At 45.4% G+C, this 23956-nt stretch carries 16 protein-coding genes; 3 read left to right on the top strand and 13 right to left on the bottom strand.

The features are described 5' to 3' along the window. Nucleotides 1-157 precede the first annotated feature (157 nt). Entirely contained in the window at nucleotides 158-3652 is a 3495-nt protein-coding gene (locus CEF13_RS08570) for an S-layer homology domain-containing protein (RefSeq protein ID WP_170067040.1), read from the bottom strand. Between the two features lie 421 nt (nucleotides 3653-4073). Here CEF13_RS08570 and CEF13_RS28735 point away from each other — a divergent pair, with 421 nt between their 5' ends. Continuing rightward, nucleotides 4074-4472 (top strand): hypothetical protein, encoded by a 399-nt coding sequence (locus CEF13_RS28735; RefSeq protein WP_166742802.1) that lies wholly within the window; start codon nucleotides 4074-4076, stop codon nucleotides 4470-4472. Between the two features lie 773 nt (nucleotides 4473-5245). Here CEF13_RS28735 and CEF13_RS08565 read toward each other — a convergent pair. The 12 genes from CEF13_RS08565 to CEF13_RS08510 form a co-directional block, all read right to left on the bottom strand. Next, nucleotides 5246-6439, bottom strand: a complete 1194-nt coding sequence (locus CEF13_RS08565) for a winged helix-turn-helix domain-containing protein (protein ID WP_102710296.1) — start codon at nucleotides 6437-6439, stop codon at nucleotides 5246-5248. Continuing rightward, nucleotides 6436-6633, bottom strand: coding sequence for a hypothetical protein (locus CEF13_RS08560; RefSeq protein ID WP_102710295.1), 198 nt, complete (start codon nucleotides 6631-6633; stop codon nucleotides 6436-6438). Before CEF13_RS08560 ends, CEF13_RS08565 begins: the two co-directional genes overlap by 4 nt. Before the next feature lie 300 nt (nucleotides 6634-6933). Further along, complete coding sequence (locus CEF13_RS08555; protein ID WP_102710294.1) at nucleotides 6934-7935, bottom strand: hypothetical protein; 1002 nt, start codon at nucleotides 7933-7935, stop codon at nucleotides 6934-6936. Nucleotides 7936-7983: 48 nt separating this feature from the next. After that, on the bottom strand, nucleotides 7984-8832 hold the full coding sequence (locus CEF13_RS08550) for an RNA polymerase sigma factor (protein WP_243864518.1): 849 nt from the start codon (nucleotides 8830-8832) through the stop codon (nucleotides 7984-7986). Nucleotides 8833-8925: 93 nt separating this feature from the next. Continuing rightward, nucleotides 8926-11820 (bottom strand): excinuclease ABC subunit UvrA, encoded by a 2895-nt coding sequence (gene uvrA, locus CEF13_RS08545; RefSeq protein WP_102710293.1) that lies wholly within the window; start codon nucleotides 11818-11820, stop codon nucleotides 8926-8928. Next, nucleotides 11817-12773, bottom strand: coding sequence for a nucleotidyltransferase domain-containing protein (locus tag CEF13_RS08540; RefSeq protein ID WP_102710292.1), 957 nt, complete (start codon nucleotides 12771-12773; stop codon nucleotides 11817-11819). The genes uvrA and CEF13_RS08540 overlap by 4 nt, the downstream gene beginning before the upstream one ends. A 239-nt stretch (nucleotides 12774-13012) precedes the next feature. Further along, nucleotides 13013-13831, bottom strand: coding sequence for an inositol monophosphatase family protein (locus CEF13_RS08535; RefSeq protein WP_102710291.1), 819 nt, complete (start codon nucleotides 13829-13831; stop codon nucleotides 13013-13015). A 52-nt stretch (nucleotides 13832-13883) separates the two neighbouring features. Beyond that, nucleotides 13884-14828, bottom strand: a complete 945-nt coding sequence (locus tag CEF13_RS08530; RefSeq protein ID WP_102710290.1) for a ComEC/Rec2 family competence protein — start codon at nucleotides 14826-14828, stop codon at nucleotides 13884-13886. Nucleotides 14829-14849: 21 nt separating this feature from the next. Continuing rightward, on the bottom strand, nucleotides 14850-15947 hold the full coding sequence (locus tag CEF13_RS08525) for an ABC transporter ATP-binding protein (RefSeq protein WP_208414496.1): 1098 nt from the start codon (nucleotides 15945-15947) through the stop codon (nucleotides 14850-14852). 12 nt (nucleotides 15948-15959) lie between these two features. Further along, nucleotides 15960-17570, bottom strand: a complete 1611-nt coding sequence (locus tag CEF13_RS08520) for an ABC transporter permease (RefSeq protein WP_146022689.1) — start codon at nucleotides 17568-17570, stop codon at nucleotides 15960-15962. 122 nt (nucleotides 17571-17692) lie between these two features. Next, the gene (locus CEF13_RS08515; protein WP_166742801.1) at nucleotides 17693-18814 is read right to left on the bottom strand and encodes an ABC transporter substrate-binding protein; all 1122 of its coding nucleotides are present in this window, start codon (nucleotides 18812-18814) and stop codon (nucleotides 17693-17695) included. 47 nt (nucleotides 18815-18861) lie between these two features. Then, nucleotides 18862-20196, bottom strand: coding sequence for a hypothetical protein (locus CEF13_RS08510; protein WP_102710287.1), 1335 nt, complete (start codon nucleotides 20194-20196; stop codon nucleotides 18862-18864). A 345-nt stretch (nucleotides 20197-20541) separates the two neighbouring features. Between CEF13_RS08510 and CEF13_RS08505 the strand changes: the two genes are divergently transcribed. Both CEF13_RS08505 and CEF13_RS08500 read left to right on the top strand, forming a co-directional pair. Next, nucleotides 20542-21249, top strand: a complete 708-nt coding sequence (locus tag CEF13_RS08505; RefSeq protein WP_102710286.1) for a GntR family transcriptional regulator — start codon at nucleotides 20542-20544, stop codon at nucleotides 21247-21249. Nucleotides 21250-21465: 216 nt separating this feature from the next. After that, nucleotides 21466-22926 (top strand): MFS transporter, encoded by a 1461-nt coding sequence (locus tag CEF13_RS08500; protein ID WP_102710285.1) that lies wholly within the window; start codon nucleotides 21466-21468, stop codon nucleotides 22924-22926. Nucleotides 22927-23956: the final 1030 nt, after the last annotated feature.

Raw genomic sequence — 23956 nt, 5'->3', positions numbered from 1 at the left:
ATACCAGAAACGATTCTAAAGAAAACTTTCACTGGCGGAATTGATGCGAAACGAGTTAATGTGTGAAACTTATACTTTCTTATCAACTCAAGTAGAGGGCCCTGCAGACTATATAGTCTGCAGGGCCCTCTACTTGTTTCAGTAGTGCAATTAGATATTACAGAGACTTCATTAACAATTGATACAGGATGACTGCCGCTTGAGCGCGAGTAGCCGTTCCCTTAGGATCGAAATTGTCGTTGCCGACGCCATTGATGATGCCAGCTTTATGCATAGCTGTCACCGCTTCATTAGCGTAGCTTGCAATGTCTTGCGCGTCATTGAAGGCTGCCGCCCCTTGCTCATCTTTCAGTGTAATTCCTGCTTTCTGAATAGCGCGGTATGTCATTGCAGCCATCTCTTGACGAGTAATTTTATTGCTGACACCAAACGAGCCATCAGTCAGGCCGGACACGATACCAAGCTGCTGAGCTGAAGCAACCGACTTGTAATACCATTCACCTTGCTTGATATCCGAGAAGGTGCTTGTTGCGTTCACTTGGGTTAGGTCAAGCGTAAGCATTAACATTTGGATGAACTCGGCTCTCGTTACCGAATTGCTAGGTGTGAACGAATCCTTCGTCACACCGCTTACTATGCCGCGTGCAGCCAGTCCATCAATACTGTCGCTCGCCCATACGATTGCTTTCGTATCGTTGAATTTAACCGAATTGGCGATGGCAGCATATTTGCTAAAGTGCTTCGCGTTGAATTCTACCTTGCCAGTATCCTTGTTATAACGGCCATTCTTGATGATTTCAAGATTGCCATCGTCCGCCAAGTAGTAGATCACGATTTGATCTGGGCTCTCGCCAGGCTTCAGCGTGTAAGGTACCCCAACTTTCACCTGTTGACCTTGACCAAAATCAGTAATCTTCTGACCGCCAACACTTAGGTTGAAGTCATAAACCGTGTTCGAACCTACTAATGCGCGTGCAGCTTCGGACAGCGTGCTGTTGTCCACTGTAGCTACGCTCAATTCAACATTGGCATTGCCTGCGGCACCATCGATTAATGCTACAGGCAACTGTACAGACGCGAGTCCGAAAGAAATCTCAATATGTTTAATGCCTGCTTCTTTGACGACATTCACTTGATCTGTCGGTATAGAGACTGTAACCTGCTTGGCATTCTCGACACCAGTAACTACTAGCTTCATGGTTCCAGCCTTCGCTTCGGACAGCGCCTTTTTCACATGTTCGGCTTTAACCGGAGCTTTTGCATTACCGCTTGAATCCACTTCTGCCTTTAATTCATCAGATCCAGTAGGTGGAGATGTTGGCGGAGTAACCGGGCCGGTGTTCACACTATTCGTTGTTGCTTGCGCTGCAGCGGATAGTACGGATTCGCCAGCATCGTTGACAGCTGCGACCTTGTAGTAATAAGTAGTTGATGCCGACAAATCACTGTTCTGGAACTTGGTTTCGGTAATCAACTGCGTATTGACTTTGCTGTAACTGCCGTCAGCAGAATCGGAACGATAAACGTTGTATCCCGTTGCGTTCTCCGAAGCTGTCCAACTAATCTCAATATCGCTGCTGCTTTCCGCTTTCGCAGAGACATTAGTTGGTGCATCAGGTGTAGTTTGCATGAGGGTGAACGAATGGTGTATGGGAGCCGCGATCATATTGCCAGCGGCGTCTCTCAGACGCATGATGTATATGTTGCAAGCTTCGCTTTTATTTTTGGTGACATTGTTGAATGTCACTTCGACTGATTTGTTGTCCTCTGCCCACTTGAGCGTGAAGTCGTCGGAGAAATCAAAGCCGATGCCGAAATCGCCCTTGTACATAGGCTCGTCGAATGTAATCTCCAGCGTATCGCCGGCAGTCAGAACAACCATGTCGTTCAAACTGAAAGCGATTTCAGCACTAAAGTTGGTCGTTGTCACTGGGAGCAAGGGACGGGTTCCAACATCCGTCAGGTTGTTGGGATACGGCGGCCAGTTCGGCTGAGGACCGATCTTCTGTACCGCTGCCGATGCGTTCCAACTGACAGTTTCCTGATTGTTCGCCAGCTTAGACTTGTCAATGGAAATCTCAAACGTGCTGCCGGGCATAGCCTCCATCTGCAGCTTTTTCAGCGTTACTACATTGAAAGCATTATTCAATATGCGGTTATTCTCATTAGGGTTGGTCGTTACGCCGTAATTGAGAATCCAGGCCTGTTCCGTGTCCTCCTGGAAGGATTGAGTCAGCCTGTTGCCGTCCGCGTAGACTTCTACCAGATCCTTATTGATCTTGCTGGTAAAGCCATACATTACGGCCGCGCCGTTATCATTTCTAGCGGTGCCGTGGCGCAGTGCGGTTGCTAAGTCGATGCCTTGGAAGTATACAGTCTTGCTGTCCTTAGCAGTACCAACGGTCGTAATTTCGTAACGCCCGATCTTGACTTGCTCATCCGTCAGGTTAAACACCGCTGTGCCGTTGACAACATCGGCAGTCCATGTGGACTCAGTCGGCTTGTTATTCGCATCCAGAATCGTTAGTTTAACCTTCGTATCGTCAGAGTGGACCTTGATTGTCGCGGGAGTGCCTTCGGAGACAATCTCGTTTTCGGTCCATAGCGTGTACTTGCCCGGGCGAGACCAACGGATGTAGGAACTGTCGACGTCGTAGGGAGAAATCATCATGTCAGAGATTTTGTCGTAAGTGCCTATTCCATAGCTCGGCGGGTTGCTATTCGGGTAAAGATCCCTGACTTCCAGCGGCTTACCGCTGAATTCCTTGTCCATTATGGCAATCATGAACGGAACGTCTCTATCCTGGATTGCGTGGGCGCCATCGCGCACACGAACGGCAATGTTATCACTGTCCAGGAACTCGTAGACTTCCTTTGCGGCACTCATCGCCATTACGGAAGCCGGCGGAGTCGTCCAGTCGAAGTTGTTATCTGCGGTAAACGCGATGAGCGGTCTTGGTGCCATCAGAGCTTCAACGGCATGCGCATCGAACGGCAAATAATCCATATCCGTCTGGCGGTGAAATCCAGCCGCTGTTCCAAGGCCCATCCAGAATGATTCGCCGGAGTACTGGATGCTGTTGAGGCCTTTCTGGTTCCTGCGATAGATGCGGTCTAGCGGTGAGTTGTAATAGAACAGTTTGCCTTCGGCATTGTAACGGAAGCTCGATACACCGGACTGTCCGCTGTCTACGGGTGCCGCCGCGCCGACACGGTCGTCCATGGCTGCCGCCATCAGAGCATATTTACCGTTTATGGATACGCCTGTTGTAATGGACTTATACGGGTTGATATTCCATTGATTTATACCGTCTATAGCTTTGGCGCCGCTAATCTCCATTGCGTCAATGATACGGGAGACAGTCCACGCCGCCGTCATTATCGATCCAGTGTTGAAATCATACTCGTAGGGGTTAAATGGGTAGAGGTTATAGTAGTTTCCGGTTCTGCTTCCGCCCCAGTTAGAGACACTGATCACGGCATAGCCGTTTTCGGTCGCCTTTGCCGTCTGGCCGAAACCAAAGGCGATGATGACCGGCCAGCCGCCTTCAGGCGCAGTACCCGAAGGAACGGTGATGCTGCCAAGGCTTGCTTTCACGGTTCTGTCGTTGTCATTTATGGTGACATTGATTTGGTTAGTCTCGGTATTCACCGTGATGGCGCTCTTGGGTGTCGGGTACTTTCTGCCATAGTAGTAGTACTGAATCTCGTCTTTGAGTTCTCCCCTGCGCTCCAACCAATCAGCATTGGTTTCTACTCGGCCATTTGTGCCGGCGTCGGGATCCAGGAACGTAAACAGGTCGTTCAACCCCGGCGACTTGGGCAATTTAGTGATATCCTGCGGAAAAATACTGCGGGGCGGTGTGGGTTGCAGAGCTGTCTTATCGACCTTTGCGTTGATGATCACATTCTTCTTATTGGTTTCTATTCCTATATTATCGATCTGGACACCGAGCGTACCGGTTCTGGTAATGTTGATGAGCGCAAGCTCGTATACAGTGTCGCTTACCTTCGTCAAAGAGCCCTTCTCCGCCGAGGAGGCTGCGTAGTTTGATACCGCGGAGGGGGTGCCGTTGCTGAGAATGATGTCATCCGCCAACAGATTTGATACGGCTGTGTTGAAGGTCAGCCTTATGGCGGTGCTGTTGCTCAAGAACGCTGTGCCACCAATGTTTGCCACGTTAAAGGTGATCGGGATCCTGTGGATGTCAACGATCTTTTCCGCGTCATCCACACCGTCCTTAGCAATCTTGAGATTGACGGTGCCTTCTATGGTAACCCCGCTGATCCCAAGGTTGTATTGGGTGTCGTTCGATCCGTCCACCACGGTCAATGTTCCTTTTGTCGCATTGGCGGTACCGGCTGAGATGGTGATGTCGCTCTCCACTAATCCCGGTACCGGTTCTTCAAAGACCAGTGTAATTAAATTTGAAGTAGTCTTCTTCGCCTCGCCGTTCGCCATAGCGGTATAATTAGTATCTATGATTTCATTATTATTAGGTATGTCCTCGTCAGCGAACACAAAATTCATATCAAATAAGGTAAGTGACATCATTGCAACTAGGAACATTGAAATAAAACGATTAGAAGATCTCATGCTTTTAGTCTCCTTCAATTTTCAACTTTTTTTCCTCGATAAATCTTACCTCCATTTGCAATAAACCTGCTCAGCCGTTTAAATTGTAGTGGTGGTAACGAGACCCGTTATTTTTGTAGTCGGCCTTGTTCGATTTACTCGGTATCGATCACCTCCTTTTATATCCTACCGCTAAAGCGATTTGGTACTGGTCCATGGCCAGCATTCAGAAAAATTGACAACCTCGCATGACAAAATGAAGATATTATGTGAAATTATGAGAGGTTGTGTAATTTAATACTATCCCACTGCATTTGATAGGGTCAAGAATTATGTGTAAATGAAGTAATAGGCTAGATTTTGAGAAAGAGGAAACGATTTGGATAGATACTATGACCGCTTCCTAACTAGTCATTTAAATTAAAATAGGGAAGCAATGAATATCGCTTCCCCATTTCCCCGAGCTATGCTCTTCACTTACTCAAAACCCTTATAGATCAAGGAACAAACATACTCCAATGCGTGGAGTGCCTAGCGTTGCACCATTTCCCAAAAATAAAACCGCCAAACGGTCGGCATAGCCTTACATAGATTCCATCAAGCGAGCAGTTCGAGAATTTCTGACGTATCCGCACCTCGTCGGCAAATGGTACCAGGGAACTGGAAATATCAGTTCAAAGACTCTGTCGAAATCGTCTTGCATCCGTTGAATAATGCAAAATTTTGGAAACAATTGTCTAAGGCTGTTCGCAATTGCTTTGTTGGCTTTATGCCGCACTCGTACCAAATGTTTTTAACAACAAGTGTCCCGGCTTTTCGCTCCGCAATTACCTCAGCTCGTCCAATGAGGCTTTCTCCGTATAATAGAGGCAGCACATAATAGCCGAACTTCCGTTTGATTGCAGGCGTATAAATCTCCCAAGTGTAATCGAATCCAAACAATTCGTTGATCAGTTTTCTATCCCATATGAAATTATCTAGCGGGGCAATCAGCTCGCAGCGAAATTTCGGCGTCGGATTTTGCAGGACGACTTCAACAAGCGGCAAATCCTCCGCGCGGCAGTACAGTGTATCCTTCATTTGTTCCACGGCAACAGCAACAATGCGAGCTTCTTGCAACAGTTGGCGGAACACCTCGTTGCGCTGCTCCGCTCTCAATCCCCATATATTCAGCCAGGCATCGGATGCGCGATTCCATAAAAGGCCAACAGCGCCGATTCGACGCAGTACCCGCCACTTATGATGCTCAAGCTCGCCCTTCAACGGCTCCGGCGCATTCAGCAGATTTGGCTGTATGTACTTCCCGGCGATATCGTAATATTTACGCGTTCCTTTTTTGTGATGAATAATCAACTCGCCTGTCGAGTACATCTGCTCCAGCACCGACCGGGATGAATTGTTACCGCTGCTCCAGTGGATGACCGATTGCCAATTGAAATTTCCATCCAATTTTAGATCCTTCGAACTTAGCACACCGTGATTTTGGATGTGAGCCAGCACTTGATCTGCCAACGCTTCCATTTCGGGATAGCGCTTGGCATGTTGCCTTGCAGCCTGCCTGTACCGCTCAAAGTACGGCCAGTCCTCGACAGGGATAATAGCCAGATTCTTGTCGGGATAATCAACCAGGAATCTATCTTTATACAGCAACTCGTCGAGCATGTTCTTGGTAAATCCTCTAATTCGAGACTGCAGCACTAGTTCGGCGTTTTTTCCGCAAACATCGATGGGATCGTATTGAATACAACCAACCTGCCTCACAAAATCCAATACTCCCTGCTTTCCGGTAAATTGATATTTGCCCAACAGCCCGTGCTTCAATAACAGAAACTGTCGTGCCTGGCGGTTCGTCAATTGGATCATGTACCCATCAGCTCCTTACCGAAACAAACGGAAGCCACTTGCACATGATAATGGAGGGCGAGGTTGATTATCGCAATAAAGTTACTGTTAGCTTCTTGCCATAATGGTCGTATCCATTGGGGAGCTTCATCAGCAAACCCCTTTCCTAATTTTCCAATAACCGAACTTTGCTCTTTTTCAACAATTCCAACCACGCCTCTTCCCCCTAACCTTTGGAAAATACACACACAATAAATAAAAAAAGCGAACCCATGTTCCCATATAATTTTACCATTGTCCTGAGCATAAAAACAAGGGCTATTGAAATGCTGCCGTGTCCTAAGTGTACGCAATCATTATATCAATCTAATTGAGCGAATCTGTCACATCTCATCTATTATTTAAGATCATCAATATTAGACACTCCACATGTACGGAGTACTGTGACAATTTCACCTAATTCCAGTCCATCTCTTTTTCGAAATCCATCTTGAAATATAACTTGATTCGTCCATTCAATTAATCCACTTCTCAGACCAATAGGCTTTCATAAAATCAAGGAGGCGTTCCAAAACTTCAATCCCTTGCCCTTCAGTCTCTTTCGCTGCTCGCAGCAGTTCTACTGCACGGACGGCTGTAGCTGGATCATCTGGCTGACCGCCTTGCGGGAAAGGGAACATCTCCCTTATTCCGATCAAAGCAGCTGCCGTTTTCTCATAATGCGCTGCCGCTTTGGCTGCCAAGCTACGTACGGTTCGTTCAACAACATTTTCTCCGCTCCAATGGATCACTAGCTCACGCAAAAACTGCGCCGCATATTCACGCGCATCACTGACTACCGCAATATTATAAGCATTGCCGAATGGGTCGACAGCACGCCGCTCCAAACAGGCGATCCATGCATCATAACCAGCAAGGCCGATCATATATTTACCTTGAAAAATATGCTGCCATTCTCTTCCTCTCGTATGATCAACGATCATATCGAGCGCCATGCGAAGTACTTCATACTTGGAATGCGGGAGACTTTCATTGATCGTCGTTACCCAGAGCATGTTCCGATTCTCCACGAAGTCCGTATACGAGATAGTTCCCTCCTTGGAAACATCCTTAGCATGAAATACTTGTTTCTCATCATCGTACCCGTAAATAAGCCCAAATTCCGGTATGAAAAGGTCAAAAGAGATGGCTGGTATTCCCTTATCGATGGACTGCTGAATCAATGCCATCACCTTCTCCACTTTTTCCGGTGTAAAGGGCTTTTCCGTATCGGACAAATTACTAATAAATCCTAGATTGCATAAATTGCGTCTGATCAGGTAACCGCCAGGGAACATAGTTGGTCCAGCGACATCAATTTGTTCGGGGTCGATGTTCATTCGGAAAGCATGCCCCGTTATCCCCATGACATCCACCAATGAGTAATGCTTTTTGTCCGTATAGTCGAGTGCGCCGTGAATTGCAGCGGCGGCAGTCGTCCACGTCTTGGTCCAGTCCTTGCTTTTCATTTCGTTCATAGCTGACCTCCGTATTAGAAATAGGTTCGAGGGAAGGCTGGTTACCCACTACATTTGCGGAGCACGCAAAATATTAACTCGTTTCAAGCCAATCTCTGCACGATGCTGTACATAAATGGAGATCGTAACGCGAATTCGTTCCTTTTGTACTTTTGCTCGAGATCGGGACAGGAGGTTATATACGTTCGCAGTCGTCGTTTCGAACAATTCAGCGATTTCTGCCGGGGACAACTCTCCGAAGAAATGCGCTTCGAAAATTTGCCTCTCCCGTCTACTCAAACAGTGCAGCAACGAGTGAAGATTTTCCATCAATTCACGGCGAAGAAGATTTCTCATAGGATCACTGCTTTGTTTAGCCTCTTCATCAGCAGAATGGGATAATCTGAACAGGATGCGGTCGATATCTCCCCAGTCCATCGATTGACTGTCTTCTCTGAAACGATCCACTGTCGCAGCACTTGCGGAACTGAAACCAGTAAATGGCTGTTCTTTGCCGTATTGCCCGCCCCGACGAAGATTCATATACGCTTGATTGCGAATGATCCGCTGCAGCCACGGAAGAAACCGACTCGTGTCCACTAAGGTGCCGAGATGTAGAAATGCTCGAATGAGTGCATCCTGAACAATATCTTCCGCCAGATGTGCATCGCGCGTAATCTTGTTCGCCCAGCCATAAGCTTGTGCACGATGCGTACGGACAAGCTCGCTGAATGCTTCTTGGTCCCCGCTGCGAGCTCGTTCTACGAGCTCTCGATCTGCCTTGTTTGGATCGGCCGCCTTGAGACGGGTCATCTGTTCGATTTGATTTCCGCCATGAATAATGGGCGAGCCCTTGGACTCAATATGCTGCTCCGAACCAACACAATCAACTTTGTTTGCTCCAAGTTCTCTGCCCAATCGTTCCCCTCCTTGCCCTCTAATGATCCGATGCCATTCAAAGCGGAAATCTATCATCGATAATCATTTATCCCAAAATCATTGTCTCATCATCTAATGTATTTCCTCTAACAGCATTAAAGCTTGAGTAAGAAACTTCCCTGTAAGCGAGCCTTCCGTTCTGGCTACCTGCTCAGGTGTGCCGGTTGCGACGATCATGCCGCCATTTCGTCCACCATCGGGACCCATATCGATTACATAGTCAGCCACCTTGATCAAATCCAGATGGTGCTCGATTACAAGAACCGAATGTCCAGCGTCTACAAGCTGCTGCAGGCAATCAATAAGCTTCTGAATATCGCTAAGGTGTAAGCCGGTGGTCGGTTCATCCAATACGTACAGGTTGTGGCTGCCCCGCTTCATCTTGCTAAGCTCATAAGCAAGCTTGATCCGCTGCGCTTCTCCGCCAGACAACGTCGTTGAGGATTGACCGAGCCTTAGGTAACCTAGCCCAAGTTGATTGAGTACGTTCAGCTTATGCTGGATATAAGCCTGCCCCTCAAAATATTCCACCGCTTCTTCAATGCTCATGTCAAGCACATCCGCGATGCTCTTGCCATTCAGCTTAACATCCAGCACTTCTTCATTAAATCTAGCCCCTTTGCAAGCAGGGCATAAGGTTTCTACATCCGGCATAAACTGCAGCTGCGTGACGACAATTCCCTCTCCTTGGCAATTCTCGCAGCGTCCGCCATTTTTCTGATTGAAGCTGAAATCATGTTTGCTCAGTTGACTGCCTATAGCCCCAGCTTCTGCCGCAAACAACTCGCGAATCCGATCAAAAAAACCGACATAGGTCGCAGGGTTGGAACGAGAGCTTCTCCCAATAGGGGACTGATCAATGGTAATAATGCCCGTCAGCGACTCATGGCCAGTGAGTGAATCATGCTCGCCAGGCACAATTCTTGCATCGTTGAAAATGGAAAATAGTTGTTTGCACATCACCTCATTGATGAGAGTACTCTTGCCTGATCCAGACACGCCGGTTATGCAGACCAATATACCAAGCGGAATATCAACATTAACACTTTGCAAATTATTCGCTCTTGCACCGCGGATAGATATAGCAAGTCCAGTTGGAGAACGGCGCCCGGAGGGAATCTCGATCGTCCGTGCACCGGAAATGAAAGCTCCTGTTACCGACTCCGAAGAAGCAGCAAGCTGCTCCGCTGTGCCTTCCGCGATAATGTGTCCGCCATTCCGCCCTGGTCCCGGACCAATTTCGATTATATGATCCGCGCTGCGTATCGTGTCCATGTCATGTTCTACGACGATGATCGTATTGCCTAAATCTCGAAGTTTCTTTAGTGTATTCATAATACGAGAACTGTCTCTCGCATGAAGGCCGATGCTTGGCTCATCCAGCACATACAGCATCCCCATAAGACCTGAGCTGATCTGCGTAGACAATCGGATTCGCTGCGCTTCCCCGCCTGATATGGTATCCGAACGTCGCCCCAAACTGAGATAATCAAGCCCGATGTCTAGAAGCAGCAGCAGACGTGACATGATTTCCTTCGTAATTTGTTTGCCGATATGCCCCTTCGGCTCTGCAAATTCCAGATTGCTCAAAAAGTGCTGCAGCTCGCTAAGCGACATAATGCTCATCTCATGTATATCCGCACCGCCAACTCGAACGCAGAATCGCTGAGGCTTCATTTTTTTGCCTTCGCAATCTGGACATGTATGCTCAATCATCACTCTTTTATAAAACTCAGTTTCGCCCGAGCTTCCTTGCCGTTTCAAATAAAGCTTGTACCACCAATTGATGATGTGTACGAAGCCTCCGAAGTTCATCAGTTTCCCTTCATGCCTGAATTGTGATTTGCTTGCTCCCGCGTCAGGTATAAAAGGAAATTTCTCATTTTTTGTGCCATAATACAGCATTTGAAGTACCGAATCGGGCAAATCCTTCAAAGGAGTATCCAGATCGAATCCATAATGCTTCGCCATACTTTTCACAAGCGACCATATCCAAGTGCCCTTGCTGGAAGTGTTCAGCAGCTTGGGCTCAATAGCGCCTTTGATTATGCTTTTATTGCTATCTTTTACAAGGAAGCGAGCCTCAGCCCGCATGAATGTTCCGATGCCTCCGCAAGTTCTGCACGCGCTGCCTGAGTCATTAAATGAAAAGTATTGAGGCTGAGGCTCCCCCATCGTAAGATGATGCTCCGGACAAGCAAAGCTTTCATAAAACTGCTTTGAATCGTAATTTACACCTTCAGGAAACGAAACAAGTTCAAAACGTATGAATCCTTCACCGACTAGATTTAAGCTGTTTTCAATCGTTTTTGTGAGCACCTTGTAGATGTCCGGCTTGACGATCACCTTATCCACCACGATCTCCATACGATACTCCGCTTCCTCTTCAAGCTCGACTAGATCGCTAAGATTAGTCCTTACACCATCAATCAATATTGTCCTGAAGCCTTTCGAGCGGATTTCGTCGAATGTCGTTTCATAGGTTTCCCCGTAGATCTTGTAAATAGGAGCAAGCACCTCGAGCTCGGTTCCCTCAGGGAGCTGCTGTATGTGCTCGATCATTTGCGACGGTGTACGAATGGGAACAGGGTGATCGCAAAATGGACAGCTTGCTTCGCCTACTGATGCAAACAGCAATCGCAAGAAATCATAAGTATCCGTCATCGTTCCGACTGTCGAGCGCGGATTAATAATGCCCTTCTTTTGCTCAATCGCAATGACCGGAGAAAGCCCGAAAACAAAGTCTACCTCTGGCTTCTTCACCTGATTCATCCGACTCTTGGCATAGGTCGATAAGGAATCGAGAAACCGCCGCTGCCCTTCACCATAAATAACATCAAATGCAAGTGAAGATTTCCCTGATCCGCTTACGCCGGTAATGACTGTCAGCTTGTCACGCGGGATATTTACATCAATATTTTGCAAATTGTTTTGCCTTGCTCCACGAACCTCAATATACTTTTTCATCCGTTCATCCATTCCTCCATATCTTCATTCTCGTAAGCATACGCAGGTTCCAACAGAGCGACCTTGCTCTTGGGTGTTGCTTTTGTTTCCGCTTCCAATTTAACAATCAAGCCTTGCTCAGCAAGCCAGTCGCAAGCTACAGCCATCGAACCCGTATCTATAGGAATTAACACGCCAAATTTAATCACAAGCTCGGTCACCGTACGAGTGTCTGCTTCTTCTTTTAAATAGCTGAGAATAGCTCGGAATAACGATTCTGCCCTTTGATTCAAAAATTGGTTAATGAGCTTCAAGGCTTCCTCAACCTTCTTCTTATGTACTTCACCAGCTACTAGTTCTGTATATATCGCGTGAAAAACGTCGGGGTTGTACTGGATTGCCTGCTGAACAACCTCACGCATAGGGATATCTCCATGCATCACCACTTCAATTTGTGCAAGCACATCAACCATTTTGATAATCCAAGTGGCACTGTAAATCGAATCGTCTTTGATATAAAGCCATTTTTCTGCCTTGGCGAGTAAGGACAACGAGTGGCTGCCCAACATAACAAGCTGCAGCTCGCGGTCTCTTTCACCCACATGGCGAATTTGCTCCACATAATCTGTGATCGAAGCATCCTTAGTGAACAGCAGCGTACTTCGAGTCAGAATGGAGTGATTGATTGAGCTTTGCATCGAACGTTCCAACCACCGCTTGAATTCGTTGCGTGTCTGAATACTCGTATTAATCGGGATATCATTTTCCACAAAGCATGTATAGCCGGTACTCAGCTTCTGATCGTGTACAATCAGCTTAAGATCGATATCTGATTTCTCCCACACCTGATCATAAGACATACTGCCCATAAGAATGGCAGCAATGACCTGATCATCGCTTTTCAACTTCTCTACAAACGTTTCGAGAGCCTCGCGAAAGAGAGCCGTTATATTGTTTGATCGGTTCGGTTCCATACTGTATCACTCCTTCATTTACTCCACCGTTGGTACCCTCTAAATAACAGATGCCATTCACTACGAAAATCTATCATTGTTGTAAATAATTCCTTTTTTATGGTTAAATAATACCATCTCTCCCTATCAAAAAATAGACAAATTCAATAGATCATGTTCCTAAATTTTCCCACTATAAAAAAACAAAAAAACGCTCGGAAATCCCAAGCGTTTGAATATTGCAGTTTCACTTGCCGTTCTCACTTCAAAACAGATAATAATGAATGGTGAATGAATGAATTGGAGGCAACTAGTGTATCATTGCTCAATTCAAAGTCTTCTCCGGCATGGTTTGTTATAGTTCCGCCCGCTTCTTGCACGATAACCAAGCCAGCGGCGACGTCCCAAGGATAGAGCCCATCATGCCAGAATCCAGTCAATCCTCCTGATGCCACTAAACATAAATCAAGACTAGCAGAGCCAAGAATGCGCACATCTCTGGCTACACCCGTTATTCTTGCTATCTGTTCCACTACGTTCGAGTTCGCTTTCCATTCCTTCGCCGGGAATCCCGTGCCCAGCAGAGCTTGGCTCAAATCTTGCTCCTGGCCGACATGAATCGGAATTCCGTTCAAAAAAGCACCGCGCTGTTTCCTGCCAAAGTAGAGATCATCCGTTACCGGATTATATACGACACCGCATAGCGGCACTCCATCCTTCACAATGCCAATAGAAATCGCAAAATGAGCCATTTTATGAATAAAGTTCGTAGTCCCATCGATAGGATCAATAATCCACCCGTAGCCTTTAGGCGGGTGCACTAATAGAAGGTGGGCGTCTTCTTTTCCACCATCGGTTTCTTCCGATAGTATCCAGTGATCCGGATAATCAGCAATTATTCGATTACGAAGCAGATCTTCACTTTGCATATCTACAACTGTTACAAGATCAGATTGATTCTCCTTTTCATGGATCTGGAGAGGCTGTATCATGAGTTCCAATATCAATGCGCCTGCTTCTTTCACATATCGAATCGCATCCTGCATGATCGCATCTTCTAATTCTAGCTGTTTGTTCATTATTTCACTACTCCTATCACAACTAGATTAAGATGAATTTATTAATTCGTAGTTAAAATCCTATTTGAACCTTTAAAGCTCCATAATTGATTTCGAGCTGCTCCCCCATAGCTAGATTGCCCGTCACATATAAGGAAGCGTCTGTATGGGAAAGAAGCTCTTCCCAATCATTCAGCAAAGCAGAAGAACGCGACATACTTATCGGTATTATGCAATGCTTGGGTTGTATCCAGGATAATATGCGAGCATTGAAACCATCCTGAAGCCCATGATGAGAAACCTTCAGGATTGAGCTTCTAATGTCAATTCGCTCTGCCAAGCGTTCCCATCCAGGCTCCAATAGATCACCGCCAAAGAGAACATTCGAATCAGGCTCCTGCATGATGCTAAGCCGGTAAACAGAACTATCATGATTAGATAACTCAAAAAATTGAACGATATTATCAAGAATATAGTCATCCTCATAGCACGCCGAATTAGTGCCCGCTTCAAATAAAACATCATAAGCCGGCAGAGGATCTCCTTTCCATGGGTACAAATGCGTTAAGGTAACCCCTTCCTCTGACCAAACAATACAATCCTCGTTTGATCCATAGGCGCTCCGCCATATGATTTCAGTCCCTTGTTCGCTTAAAACTTGAACTAGCTCCAAATAGGAAGCCAGCATAGCGAATACTCTTCTTGTGAAATCATCCCCTCGTTCATAAACCAGCTGCTCTGGAGGAAGGATAAACGGTTCATATGGGAGAACAGCTTTGGTTACTGATTTCATTGTTGCAATGTCCAAAAGCCCGTTAACATGATCCTCGTGAATATGAGTAAGAATCATCCAATCCAATCGATCAATCTTATTTCGGTTCATCCAGGATAAGGGATGATCCTGATCAGGTGAGGATGCACCGTCTCCCCCATCTATTAAACAAACACTTCCAGAAGGAAGCTGTATGAAGTGAGCGTCTCCCCAACCTACATTTAGAAACTGAACTTTTGCGCTCATCGTATTTCATCACCTTCATGGTTAGTTTCGTTGTTCTTGCCTTTCCTTAGGCAGCAGATGAATTTTTTGCTTATCTACAGACAGATGTACGATGCCCTCCAAATATCCACTCACACTTGGGCTGGAGTCATCCACAATCCACTGCAGTGGCGAGCCATCGATCCAATAACGAATCATTCGTCCTTGGAAGCTGCTTCTTTGAATACTTCCACTCCAAACGTTTTCTCCCTCATTTGGCGCTTCGCATATTGAAATGCATTCTGGTCTGATGACCAGGGTCACTCTATCCCCTGACTGAAACGGATATTCGCTTCTATTCACCCTTAGAACAGAGGTGCCGCATTTAATAATCAAATCATTTCCTTCAATTGCTGCAACTTCGCCCTCGACAAAATTAGCTGTCCCTACAAAATCGGCTACAAATTCATTATTCGGCTTGAAGTAAATGTCCCACGGTGTCCCGACTTGCTCGATACGACCCTTGTTGAAAACGGCAATTCGATCTGAGATGGCCAAAGCTTCATCCTGATCATGTGTCACGAATATAGCTGTAATTCCCAATCGCTGCTGCAGCTCTCTAAGCTCATTTCTTACTTCGACTCTCATTTTGGCATCCAGATTGCTCAGCGGCTCATCCATTAATAGAATCTTCTGTCCCATTATAAGAGCTCTGGCAAAAGCAACTCGCTGCTGCTGACCGCCGCTTAGTGCTCTAGGCAGACGATCCTGCATCCCTTGAAGTCCGAACATATTCAGCATCGCATCCACTTTCTCCCTCGCTTCTTGACGAGGAAGCTTCATGAGCTTTAAGCCATATGATACATTCTCATATACGGTCATATGCGGGAAGAGCGCATATTCCTGGAATACTAGCGGCGTATTGCGCTTGAATGCGGGAAGCCCATTCGCTTTCTTCCCTTGAATATAAATATCACCAGCATCCGGTTCATAAAAGCCCGCAATCAGCCGCATCAGCGTCGTTTTGCCACAGCCGCTTGGTCCCAGCAGCGTAGTAAAGCTGCCAGCCGGAATATCAAGAGACACTTGGCTAATTGCCTCGAAATCTCCAAACCGTTTCGACATATTTGAAATTTGAATCATCAGTTCCTCTGTCTTCATATAATCCTCCACTTAAAGTTCTATCGACCTGCCTTGTTTCTTTAGGAACAGCTGAGCGCTTACCAATACAATGAAAGCAATTGAGATTAGTACAATGGTAAAGGCTGATGCACTTCCCCATTCTCCATTCTGCACAAGCCCTAGAATTGACACCGTACCTACGGAAGTTTTCGCTGAGTAAATAAAGATGATGACGCTTAAGCAAGTGACTGACCGCAGGAAGGATACGACAATACCGGAAATAAACGCTCCTCTCAATAACGGGAGCAGCACCTTCCTGAAGGTCATCATGTTACTTGCTCCAAGATTAAACGAGGCTTCCTCCAGCGCTCCGCTGATCTGCTGAAGTCCAGCAAGACATGCACTATAGCAGGTTGGTAAATTCCATACCATGAGCGCTAGTATCATGAGCAGAGAAGTACCCGCAAGATGAAGCGGCTGTCCATTAAAGGCCATCGCAAAGCCAAGACCTAGGAATACGCCCGGAACAGCCCCTGGCAATATGGCTAAGAAATCAAGCAAACGATTAACGCCTACACGTTTTCTTTGCACGATAAAAGCGAGTGGCAGAGCCAAAACACCCGCAGCCAGCGAAGCAATCAATGCAAATTTGATGCTGTTAATTATTTCACGGCCCTTTGCCGCAACATACGTCAAATTATCGAGAGTGAATGACCAATCGTACCCCCAGGTTTTTGTAAAAGCACCATATACCAAAACGCCATATACCGCCAGAACAAAAACCGTTACGAACATACACAATCCAAACAATGTCCATTTCACTGCAGGCGGCAGAGGGAAATGCTCCAGCGAGGTTTCTTTGCCTGTGACCGTAACGTATGATCTTTTGCCAACCCAGACTCTATTCCATACAAACAAACCCAGTGCAGGAAGCAGAATAGCAGTTGACAGCACGGAAGCCGATTTCAAATCAAACATGCCTGACATCTGCATATAAGCTTCTGTTGGCAGTGTATTGAAATTTCCGCCTATCACGATGGGGTTGCCAAAATCAGCTAAAACACTCATCGCAGCAATTAGCACCCCGCCTGCTAGACCAGGCCTGCAGAGCGGCAGTAAGACGTTCTTAAATACTTGCCAATGGGTTGCTCCAAGATTGTAAGCTGCATACTCCAAATTCGTTGAGGTAGATTTCATCACCCCATATAGGACTGCGTAAGCGTATGGAAAAAATGTAACGGTCTGAACCAGCCATAAGCCGTGCCAGCCGTAGATATCAAAATTAACGTGAAGCACATATTTCGTAATCATTCCCTGTCTGCCAAAGAGAAGGATATACGATAACGCAACAATAAATGGCGGTGAAACAATCGGCAGAATCGTTATAAATCGGAATAGTCCCTTAAATGGAACCTTCAGTCTTGTAATTGTATAAGCAAATATAAATGCAATAACCGCGCATGAAATGCTGGAAATCACCATCATGAACAAGCTGTTCAATGCTGCATGATACCATCTGCTATACGTAAATAACTTCAGATAATCCTCGAATTGAGAGAAGCTGATTACTTTAATAATAGGCCATACAACAAAATAGCTTGTAATAAGTAAAATCATAATAATAGCTGCAGCTAAAATAGGATCATTTTTTAATTTCTTCATTTCCGCCCAGGTGTCTTTGATAGCAGCTGAGAACAAAACCTTCCACACCTTTCAGTTAAAAGTGTATACACTCCTCCTGCTTGCGCATGGCCGCAGGAGGAGTGTATTCGTTTATTTAATCCTTATTTCTTATCGATCATTTCAGTGAATTTCGCTACAACGTCTGCTTTCATGTCCGCAGCCTTTGTTCTGTCATAATCAACAAGTTTGACATCTTCAATCTTAATCATGCCTTCTGGAGCTGCTACATCATTTCTTACGGAGTAACGGTTAGATAGCTGTGTATTCATTTCTCCAACTGGCTTAGTCAACAGCCAATCTACAAATTTCTTAGCATTTTCTGCATTCGCTCCGCCTTTTACTATACTTACGCCGCCAATTTCAAAAGCGGTTTGCTCTGGAACAATGACTTTAATCGGATAGCCTGACTTAGCGGATTTTACGATATCATGCGCCCATGACATGCCAGCAATGAATTCACCTGTAGCTGTGAGGTTGATTCCGTCTCCTGCTGCTTTTGTATAGTGATGGACGTTTTTATTCAATTTAGCTAAATAATCCCAGCCTTTTTCTTCACCCAGGCGGAATAATTGGTCTGCAACAAAGATGTAACCGCCGCCTGCTGTTGCTGGGTTGGATGTTACAAATTGACCTTTATAAGCAGGATCAAGCAAGTCGTCCCAAGTAGCCGGCTCTGTAATCCCTTTAGGCGCCAGCTCTTTTTGGAATCTTTCTGTATTCAGAACAATACCAAGCACACCCATATACCATCCCTGCCAATAGCCTTTGGGATCATTGAAGCGATCTTCGATTTCTTGAGCATTAGGAGATGTGTAAGCTTCAAGCAATCCTTGATCAGCAAGTATTTCATGAAATTCTACCGAGCCCCCTACAAAAATATCTGCTTGCGGTGAATCCTTCTCGGCTTGAATTCTCGTGCTAGTTTCTCCAGCATTACCTACACGCAAATAGTCAAGCTCAATCCCAGTATCTTCTTTAAATTTCTTCTGTATTTGGACGATATCATCTTCATTCAAAGCCGCGTAAACAACCAATTTCTTCGATTCAGATGCTGGTGCTGGTTTTTCAGCTTCCACCACTGGTGCATTAGTTGGTGCATTTGCCGGCTTGTTTGTAGATTCTTGATTATTTTTAGCTGCTCCACATCCTGATAAAATACTCGTTAACATGAACGTTGCTAATAATGCCGTACCCCATAGCTTTACTCTCGGTTTCTTAAACATTTCCATCCTCCTAATTTTTATAGGCTATGCCCGTCTCTATTATTCGATTATTTCGCTGATACGATAGCTGATATGATCGCTTGTCCATTACTTGTTACCGCATTATTCCAAGTCACCGTGTTTCCCGGAATGACAACGGCTGATACATAACCCATGTCATCGTCTCCAGATGTTCCATCTGAATCATAGGCATGAATTTCCACATTCGTATTGGATGGCTTTGCAACATAAATTGTGTTGTAGCTTTCAGAGAAGTTAGGTCCGAATTCCGCATCATTCGCACCGAAGGCGATATTGAAATTTTGGAATTTGGGAGCATCATTTTTTTTCCAGAACCTCGCGTCCGTCTGACCTTGCCCATTCACGTAAGCTTTAATATAAATATCGCTTTTTCCACCAAATGGATCACGATCCTCTAGGCTTTGCATATTTAATAAAGTAATCTTATGCGAATAATACGGATTAGAGACATACGTATGCGAGAATTGACCAAGACCATTCAGATGTACATCTACCTGATGAGCTGGATCTGACCAGTTCATCCCCTGAAGGGCAGGGCCATCATCACTATCATCCCAGCCCCAAGGAGCTTTTGCTGAGTTAGGGGTATGATTATCGCCTGCGAATGTACCAAATGAGGAGAAAATATTAGGATCAGTTCTTTTGCTCCAAAGATCGCCCCATTCAATTAAATCGTATCCATAATGGTTCGTGTAGCTTCCGGAAGTGTTCGTTGGGAACTCTGCTGTACCCGTATAATCGTATACAATCCCGTCTCCGCCAGGAGCGCTTGATCCGTCATAGGCTTTGACACCATGCCCGCCGCTAGGACTCTGTCCATTTGCCTGGCAGAATACTTTAGGATGGCTTCCATTGAATAGTACACCGCCGTCCACATCGTCTGAGCCTGAAGTTATACTGCGATCATTCGTATAGTCATACCACTGGTTATGCGCCATCGTTTCCATTAACTGGAAAGACCCGTATGTAGATCCATCTTTTCTGATGACTAAGAATAGGCCTTCGAGATCATTCTCATGCGCATCAAGAGGTCTTGTATAGGCATCATCTCTAGCGTGGAAGAGATCATACTCGATGAAATAATGGGTAAGCGTTTCTGACACCTTATAGTAGACATAAGCATTTTGATTGAAATTATTGAGATTATCCCAGTTATTCCGAGCAAGATAGTCACCGTCATAGTTGAAATTGGTAATAAAATCTGCCCTAACATTTAGATCAGCATTCACATCCTGATAGATCTGAGGTGCCCAGTAAGCAGCCAATTCCGAATTGCTTGCTGCATGAGTTGCTGCGGCACCGCCGAAGAAAGGAACGACCAATGCACATGCAGTCACAATACTTAAAACAATTTTCTTCATAAACTAATTTTCCCCTCCGTTAAATGAAATGAATTTCAATTGAAGATAGGTATAAGCTTACGAACTAAAAATTTTGCGGCTCAAGCATTACAGAATCATTGCAGCCTCATTCTAGAACCCCTCCATTCACCGTCATATGCAAATCTATGCTGTCTGACATCTAAAATTATAGGGAAAATATCTTAGTAGTGTCAATCAATCCAATGTTAAATAATTGTATAGATGAATTGAGCAATATGGGCTGGATAGTTGATCAAAAAAACAAAAATATGATACAATCATGTTGTCAGACAGCATTAGGCCAAAGAAATAATATAATCAACTTACAGAGAGGAAAAGCGCAATTTGGAGAAGAAACTGCTTTACCTCAAAGTCAAAGAGGAAATTGAAAGAAGCATTAACGAAGGGGAACTACAGCCCGGAGACAGACTTCCTTCCGAGCCTGAACTAGCAAAGAAATATGAAGTGAGTCGTCCTACTCTTCGGGAAGCGCTCAAGATGCTTCAGCGCGAAAAGATTCTTATAAGCAGGAACGGAGTCGGAACCTACGTTAACAACCGATCAGATTTCATTATCAATCCACTCAGCAAGCTTCAAAGTGTGGGGCAAATGATTAAAAACAGGGGCTATACCGAAAGCGAGCTCGACATCAAGATATATACGCGTGAACCGGAGGAAGATTGGAAAACACAACTGCAAATCGATGAACCCGTTGTCGTATTGGAGCGTTCTAGAACTGCGAATGGCGACAAAGTGGCATTTTATTATAATATTTTCCCGCAGAGTCTAGTCACAGGACATTTCGCAGGGGAATTTTCGGGGGCAATATTTGATTTTCTAAAAAACAAGATGGGGATTAATATTTCCTATGCTATTACTGAAATCTGTGCATTAAATAGCTCCAAAGTGTTGGACCAGAATGCTATCGACGTGCTTGGCAATGAAATTATTTTATTAAAACAGCTCCACTACGACGATAACGATAAACCCATTTTTTATTCACTAGATTATTTGAAGAATAGCGTCTTCAAATTATTTATTAAGCGCGAATAAACAAACATTCGCATTAGTAGATAATTAGCCGCTATTCTTTGCTGTGCACAAAAAAACACGTCCCAATTTAGCCTCCCCACTCTTACCCAACCACATTTCGTACCATCGAACGCTTGACACGCTAAATCCATCCATTCTATTCCGTCCTATTTCACACCGCTAATATAATGTTAGAATAGAAGTATCAGTTCAAAATATACATGAGGAGCATAACAAGTGAGGATACACCCAATTAACATTTTACGTATAACTGGTCTTTTAGATGGTATTTCATTATTGGTATTACTAATTATTGCAATGCCCTTGAAATATATTTGGGGGATAGACAAAGCCGTAACGATTGTAGGAAGTATACATGGGGGAATTTTCAGTTTATATGCACTAGCCATCATTTATGCTGCACTTCGCGTGAAGTGGAACCTGCTATGGCCTGCTGCTGCACTAATAGCAGCTTTTATACCATTTGGTAATTTTGTATTGGACTTTAGACTAAAAAAGGCACAAGCCAAATATGGTATAAAGCCTTTTAACTATGCGATGCTCGTTTACAGTATCGTGTTCTTTTCTTTTTTTGATTTATTCTCACAGCTGCCGGTTATGAGTACTTTCGCAACTTCCATCGGTGCCAGCTCATTTATTGTAGGCTTTGTCATCGGACTATATTCGTTAGCCAATACATTTGGCAATATTTTATCTGGTATTATGACGGATAAGATTGGCCCTTTCAAAATACTAATGGCCGGTTTGCTTTTATCAAGCAGCGCACTGCTGCTTTATCAATTTGTAGATCAGCCCTTATTATTGATAATCGTTCGAATCATACATGGTTTTGTCGCCGGATTGATCGTTCCAGCTGCATTCACATTCTCTGCGAATACGACCTTAAATGATCAGCAAGGGAAGAAAGTAGCCTTCACCGGTACATTTGTGGGACTGGCTGCCATTATAGGCCCTGCTTTCAGCGGAATTATGGCAAGCAAAACATCCGTGCCATTCGTCTTTAATTGTGTAGCTGTATTGGGTTTTTCACTATCTATCCTATCCGCTATTTTTCTCAGCAAGTACAAGCTGTCGAAGAAAGAGAAGGACGATGCGATCGTGCAACCATCAGGCTCCCTCTTCAATGCAGGTGTAATAAAAGCTTATTGCGGAGCCTTTTTCTTAATGTTCTCACAAGGTGTAATTGCTTATTTACTGCCCTTGCATGTACAAACACTAGGATATGATTCGAAATTGAGCGGCACACTAATGAGCACTTTTGGAATTATTGCGGTTCTCATATTTGTGCTTCCTACTAACCGTATTTTCGATCGAGTAGCCCCATCCATTACGATGGCACTAGGAATTGGCTTAATGGGTGTAAGTCAGCTGCTTATTAGCCAATCATCAACTACATTAACTCTCTACATCGTCTTAGGCCTATATGGAGTTGGCTTTGCCTTCTTGTTTCCATCTATTAATACGATGCTCATTAAAGCTGCTCCGGCCGAGCTGCGTGGGAAAGCTTACGGTTACTTCTATGCCTTCTTCTCTCTAGGAGTAGTTGTTGGCTCTTCCTTGTTAGGCTGGCTGCCATTTACTATAACCGGGGGATTTCTTTTCACTGGAGTCATCCTGCTGCTCTTTGCTGCTTTCGTCACATTCAGCAAGCAAAGAAAATATGTTTTGGATCACTAATAAAGTGCGTATTTGCCTGATTTGCTCCACATGATGCATTTCTGCATTACATTCGCCGCACTCGCGCCGCTTTGTGCTCAATGTGATGCATTTCTACATCACATTCGCCGCACTCGCACCGCTTTGTGCTCCATATGATGCATTTCTGCATCACATTCGCCGCACTCGCGCCACTTCTCGCTACATGTGATGCATTTCTGCATCACATTCGCCGCACTCGCGCCACTTCTCGCTGCATGTGATGCATTTCTACATCACATTCGCCGCACTCGCATCGCTTTGTGCTCCATATGATGCATTTCTGCATTACATTCGCCGCACTCGCGCCGCTTCGCGCTCCATGTGATGCATTTCTACATCACATTCGCCGCACTCGCGCCGCTTTGTGCTCCATGTGATGCATTTCTGCATCACATTCGCCGCACTCGCGCCACTTCTCGCTACATATGATGCATTTCTACATCACATTCGCCTCACACGCGCCGCTTTGTGCTCCATGTGATGCATTTCTGCATCACATTCGCCGCACTCGCGCCGCTTTTTGCTACATGTGATGCATTTCTGCATCACATTCGCCGCACTCGCGCCACTTCTCGCTACATGTGATGCATTTCTGCATCACATTCGCCGCACTCGCGCCACTTCTCGCTACATGTGATGCATTTCTGCATCACATTCGCCGCACTCGCGCCACTTCTCGCTACATGTGATGCATTTCTGCATCACATTCGCCGCACTCGCGCCGCTTCTCGCTACATGTGATGCATTTCTGCATCACATTCGCCGCACTCGCGCCACTTCTCGCTACATGTGATGCATTTCTGCATCACATTCGCCGCACTCGCGCCACTTCTCGCTCCATGTGATGCATTTCTACATCACATTCGCCGCACTCGCGCCACTTCTCGCTACATGTGATGCATTTCTACATCACATTCGCCGCACTCGCGCCACTTCTCGCTACATGTGATGCAATTTCTGCATCTCTTTCGCCCCAATCGCGCCGCTTACCGAGTAAAAGTGGGCAAGC

It is taken from the genome of Paenibacillus castaneae, assembly GCF_002884445.1.
GTDB lineage: Bacteria > Bacillota > Bacilli > Paenibacillales > Paenibacillaceae > Pristimantibacillus > Pristimantibacillus castaneae.
The sequence above is the reverse complement of the archived record's forward strand: the minus strand, read 5'-3'. Positions and strand labels throughout refer to the sequence as shown.

What these genes read in the sequence shown, in the direction of transcription:
- CEF13_RS08530 (WP_102710290.1), bottom strand. Translation starts at nt 14,828, where the DNA reads ATGAGCGCAAAAGTTCAGTTTCTAAATGTAGGTTGGGGAGACGCTCAC.
- CEF13_RS08515 (WP_166742801.1), bottom strand. Translation starts at nt 18,814, where the DNA reads ATGTTTAAGAAACCGAGAGTAAAGCTATGGGGTACGGCATTATTAGCA.
- CEF13_RS08565 (WP_102710296.1), bottom strand. Translation starts at nt 6,439, where the DNA reads ATGATCCAATTGACGAACCGCCAGGCACGACAGTTTCTGTTATTGAAG.
- CEF13_RS08525 (WP_208414496.1), bottom strand. Translation starts at nt 15,947, where the DNA reads ATGAAGACAGAGGAACTGATGATTCAAATTTCAAATATGTCGAAACGG.
- CEF13_RS08510 (WP_102710287.1), bottom strand. Translation starts at nt 20,196, where the DNA reads ATGAAGAAAATTGTTTTAAGTATTGTGACTGCATGTGCATTGGTCGTT.
- uvrA (WP_102710293.1), bottom strand. Translation starts at nt 11,820, where the DNA reads ATGAAAAAGTATATTGAGGTTCGTGGAGCAAGGCAAAACAATTTGCAA.
- CEF13_RS08540 (WP_102710292.1), bottom strand. Translation starts at nt 12,773, where the DNA reads ATGGAACCGAACCGATCAAACAATATAACGGCTCTCTTTCGCGAGGCT.
- CEF13_RS08535 (WP_102710291.1), bottom strand. Translation starts at nt 13,831, where the DNA reads ATGAACAAACAGCTAGAATTAGAAGATGCGATCATGCAGGATGCGATT.
- CEF13_RS08520 (WP_146022689.1), bottom strand. Translation starts at nt 17,570, where the DNA reads ATGAAGAAATTAAAAAATGATCCTATTTTAGCTGCAGCTATTATTATG.
- CEF13_RS08555 (WP_102710294.1), bottom strand. Translation starts at nt 7,935, where the DNA reads ATGAACGAAATGAAAAGCAAGGACTGGACCAAGACGTGGACGACTGCC.